Origin of the sequence: Streptomyces sp. M-16 (assembly GCF_052114405.1) — a bacterium.
Lineage (GTDB): Bacteria > Actinomycetota > Actinomycetes > Streptomycetales > Streptomycetaceae > Streptomyces.
The window spans coordinates 1-4,316 of sequence record NZ_JBFRER010000243.1; the positions used below are offsets into that span (position 1 = coordinate 1).

The 4,316-nt window shown below is 76.9% G+C and carries 3 protein-coding genes and 1 pseudogene; 1 reads left to right on the forward strand and 3 read right to left on the reverse strand.

Annotated features, from left to right (window positions below):
• Window positions 1–449: 449 nt before the first annotated feature.
• Window positions 450–1,592, reverse strand: coding sequence for an ROK family transcriptional regulator (locus AB4039_RS41565; protein WP_442273230.1), 1,143 nt, complete (start codon window positions 1,590–1,592; stop codon window positions 450–452).
• A gap of 55 nt (window positions 1,593–1,647) precedes the next feature.
• Between AB4039_RS41565 and AB4039_RS41570 the strand changes: the two genes are divergently transcribed.
• Window positions 1,648–2,766, forward strand: coding sequence for a Gfo/Idh/MocA family oxidoreductase (locus AB4039_RS41570; RefSeq protein WP_266839235.1), 1,119 nt, complete (start codon window positions 1,648–1,650; stop codon window positions 2,764–2,766).
• 151 nt (window positions 2,767–2,917) lie between these two features.
• Here AB4039_RS41570 and AB4039_RS41575 read toward each other — a convergent pair whose 3' ends face one another.
• Window positions 2,918–3,775 (reverse strand): fumarylacetoacetate hydrolase family protein, encoded by an 858-nt coding sequence (locus tag AB4039_RS41575; protein ID WP_442273231.1) that lies wholly within the window; start codon window positions 3,773–3,775, stop codon window positions 2,918–2,920.
• A gap of 176 nt (window positions 3,776–3,951) precedes the next feature.
• Window positions 3,952–4,316 (reverse strand): annotated as a pseudogene (locus AB4039_RS41580) (hypothetical protein); the annotation flags it as partial.

Here is a 4,316-nt window from a genome sequence, read left to right on the forward strand (position 1 = left end):
GTGCCGATGTCGGCGGCGGCGGGGGGCGCGCCGGCGGCGAGGAGCAGGGCGGCCATGGCGGTGACGGCCGCCACGGCGGTCTTGGCACCCGGGGGTAGGGCCGTGCGCAGTCGCTGTCCCATGGAAGACCTTCGCTGCTAGCCGGACGGGATGATGATCGGACGAGGCGACAATCACCCCGGCCCTGCCCGCACCCTCCCACGCGTGCGAAATCCCCTTCACACCGCCGCGCCCGAGCCCTGCCGGTTTACGCCCGAACGGCGGCGACGGTCAACCCGACCACCTCGAAGCGGGCCGCCGCGGCGGCGGGGACGCGGCGGGGGGGGCGTGGTCCGGGTCTCCGCAGCCCGGACCCGGACCCTGCTCCGGCCCCGGACCCGGCCCCCGCCCCGGACGCCTCCGCCCGGCGCGGGTCATCCGGCGCCGTCGGCGCGACGGCCCGCCCGGGGTCAGGCGTGACCGAAGAGCGGGGCCAGCGCCAGTGCCGCCGCGCCCTCCGCCACCCCCGCCGCCGCACACTCCACCGGCGGCGGGTCACCCGTCGGCGCCCGGGCCGCCAGGACGGTCCGGACCCCCTCCACGAACACTTCCGGCTCGGCGTCCACGACCCGGCCGCCCAGCAGCACCCGGTCCACGTCCAGCAGCGCCACCAGGTTCGCGGCCCCCTCCCCCAGCAGCCGCGCGGCTCCCGCGAGGTCGCCGCGGGCCACCGCGTCCAGGCAGAGCACCTCCAGGCAGCCCCGCCCCCCGCACCGGCACGGCGGGCCGTCCAGCCGCAGCACCTGATGGCCGAACTCCCCCGCCGCCGAGCGCGTGCCCCGGTACACCGCGCCGTCGAGCCGGAGCCCCGCTCCGAGCCCGGTCCCGACGTGCAGGTACACGCAGGAGCCTGTCCCGCCGGGCCCCCCGGCCGCCGCGACCGCCGCGTTGGTGTCCTTGTCCAGCGCCACCGGCAGCCCCAGCCGCTCCTCCAGCACCGCCCGCATCGGGTACCCCGCCCAGTCCGGGAACCCCGTCACCGGGCCCAGGGCCCCGCTCCGCCAGTCCAACGGCCCGGGCGCGGCCACCCCGACCCCGACCGGCGGCGCGGCCGGCCCGCGGGCGCGGACCCGTACGACCGCCGCCAGGACCGCCTCCACGACGAGGTCCGGGCCCGCCCCGAAGTCCAGCGGTCCGCTCCACTCGTCGACGACGCCGCCCGCGAGGTCGACCCGTACCGCCCGGATCCGGTCGCGGTCCAGGTGGACCCCCACCGCGTACCGGGCCTGCGGAACGAGCCGCAGCAGCGTGCGGGGTTTGCCGCCGGTGGAGGCGCCGCGGCCGGCCTCGGCCACCAGGCCCGCCGCAGCGAGGCGAGCGGTGATCTTGCTGACGGCCTGCGGGGTGAGGCCCGTACGGGCGGCGAGTTCGGCGCGGCCCAGGCCCGGCGCCCCCGCCGAACGCAGCAGGTCCAGCAGCAGCGCGTCGTTGTGTCCGCGCAGGGCCGGCAGGTTCGCCCCGCCGCGCCCGCCGCGCCCGCCCGCGCGGTCGCCGTCGCCCCGGCCCCCGCCCCCGCAGCCGCCCCCGCTGACGTTGCCCTTGCCCCTGTTCACCCGCCCATTGTCCACCCTCCTTGCACTTACGCAACGCTGTTGCCAAAGTGGAGCCATGAACACCGCCCCCAACAGCCCCACCACCCCGCTGCGGGTCGCACTCATCGGCTACGGACTCGCCGGCTCCGTCTTCCACGCCCCGCTGGTGTCCGCGACCGAGGGCCTCGTCCTCGACACGGTCGTCACCTCCGACCCCGGCCGACAGGCCCAGGTCCGCGAGGCCTACCCCGAAGTCCGCGTCGCGGCCTCCGCCACCGAGCTGTGGGACCGCGCCGGCGAGGGCTCCCCCGCCCCCGGCCTGGTCGTCATCGCCTCCCCCAACAAGACCCACGTCCCGCTGGCCACGGCCGCGCTCACCGCCGGCATCCCGGTGGTCGTGGACAAGCCGCTCGCGGCCACCGCCGCCGAGGCCCGGGAGCTCGCCGCGCTGGCCGACCGGACCGGCACCTTCCTGTCCGTCTTCCAGAACCGCCGCTGGGACAACGACTTCCTGACCGTGCGCCGCCTCCTCGCCGACGGCGAACTCGGCGAGGTCCAGCGCTTCGAGTCCCGCTTCGAGCGCTGGCGCCCGCAGCTCAAGGGCGGCTGGCGCGAATCCGGCGCCCCGGAGGAGCTCGGCGGGCTGCTGTACGACCTCGGCAGCCACGTCGTGGACCAGGCGCTGGTGCTGTTCGGCCCGGCCGTACGCGTCTACGCGGAAGCCGACCTGCGCCGCCCGGGTACCGAGACCGACGACGACACGTTCATCGCGATCACCCACGCGAACGGCGTCCGCTCGCACCTCTACGTCAGCGCCACCACCGCCCAGCTCGGCCCGCGCTTCCGCGTCCTCGGCTCCCGGGCCGGCTACGTGAAGTACGGCCTGGACCCGCAGGAGGCCGCCCTGCGCGAGGGGATGCGCCCCGACCGGGCCACCGACGGCGCACTGTGGGGCGAGGAGCCGCCGCACCTGTGGGGGCGCCTCGGCTCCGGCGAGTCCCCGCTGACCGGCGGCGGGATCCCGGTGCCGACCGAGCACGGCGACTACCCGGCGTACTACGCGGCGGTCGCGCGGGCCCTGCGCACGGGCGGCCCGGCCCCGGTCACGGCGCACGAGGCGGCGCGGTGCCTGGAGGTGCTGGAGGCGGCGCGCAGGTCCTCCCGCGACGGAGTGGCGGTGGACATCGCCGCCTGACGGCCCACCGGCCCCGGCCCCGACCCCGGCCCGCCACGGCCCGCCACGGCGCGGCGTGGCGTCGCGAGGCGCGGCGGGCCGGACGGACCCGCGCACGCGGAAGGGGCGGGTCCGCCATCGGCGGCCCCGCCCCCTCGTCCCCCCGCCGGCGCTACGCGCCCTTGAACTCCTGGCGCTGGCGCCCGAGGCCCTCGATCTCCACCTCCACGACGTCACCGGCCCGCAGGAACGGCTTCGGCTCCGGCTGGCCCGCGGCCACGCCGGCCGGCGTGCCGGTGACGATCACGTCGCCCGGGTACAGGGTCATGAAGTGGCTCAGGTACCGCACGACCTCGCCGACCGGGAAGATCTGGTCCGAGGTGTGACCGTCCTGCTTGAGCTCACCGTTCACCCACAGCCGCACGTCCAGCGCCTGCGGGTCCGGGACCTCGTCGGCGGTGACCAGCCAGGGGCCGAGCGGGGTGAAGGTCTCGCAGTTCTTGCCCTTGTCCCAGGTGCCGCCCCGCTCGTTCTGGAAGGCGCGCTCGGTGACGTCGTTCGCCAGCACGTAGCCGCCGACGTGCGCGAGGCCCTCCTCGGCGGAGCCCAGGTAGCGGGCCGTGGCGCCGATGACGACGCCGAGCTCGGCCTCCCAGTCGGTCTTCACGCTGCCGCGCGGGATCAGCACGGTGTCGTCCGGGCCGACCACGGTGTCCGGGGACTTGAGGAAGACGATGGGCTCCGGCGGAGCCTGCGCGCCGACCTCGGCCGCGTGCCCGTGGTAGTTCAGCCCGATGCCCACGATCTTGCCGATCCGGCCGACCGGGGAGCCGACGCGCAGCCCTTCCGCGTCCAGGGCCGCGAGCTCGCCGGCCGCCGCGGCGTCCCGTACGCGGGACAGTACGGAGTCGTCGGCGAGCAGGGCCCCGTCCACATCCGTGATCAGGCCGGACAGGTCGCGCAGGGTCCCGTCCTGGTCGAGCAGCGCGGGGCGCTCCGATCCGGCAGGTCCGACACGCAGCAGCTTCATGGACATTCTCCCGTGGTCGAGGGTGGTCGGCCCATGGGCATGCCCCGGGCCGGACGATGGGTTGCGGCCATCGGAGGATTGGCTGATCCTCCAAGATGGCCGACCAATCCGCAAGACCCTGTTCACAGACTGGAACGCGCCCCTCCAGCGCCCGCCCCGGACCGCCGGCCGGGCGGCTATCCCGCGGCCCGACCCGCCGCCCGACCCGCCGCCGCCACCTGTCCGGCCGTCTGGGCGGCGCGGTCCTTGCGGTGCTGCAGCCAGGCCCGTTCCGCGACGGACCACGCCGTGGTGGTCAGCAGGTACAGCCCGGCCGCCAGCGGCACCACGGCGGCCGTGATCAGCGTCCCGAACGACAGCAGGGGCAGTACGCCGCTCATCTTGCGCATCGCGGCCTGCTGCTCGGCACTCAGCGCGGCCGGCGCCCCGGCGCGACCCGCGCCGGACCCCGCCCCGGCCCCGCGCGAACCGCCCTTCACCCCGCCGGGCACGGCCTTGCCCCCGCGCGGACCGGCCACCGGCAGGACCGGCACCGCGGGCG

What these genes read in the sequence shown, in the direction of transcription:
- AB4039_RS41575 (WP_442273231.1), bottom strand. Translation starts at nt 3,775, where the DNA reads ATGAAGCTGCTGCGTGTCGGACCTGCCGGATCGGAGCGCCCCGCGCTG.
- AB4039_RS41570 (WP_266839235.1), top strand. Translation starts at nt 1,648, where the DNA reads ATGAACACCGCCCCCAACAGCCCCACCACCCCGCTGCGGGTCGCACTC.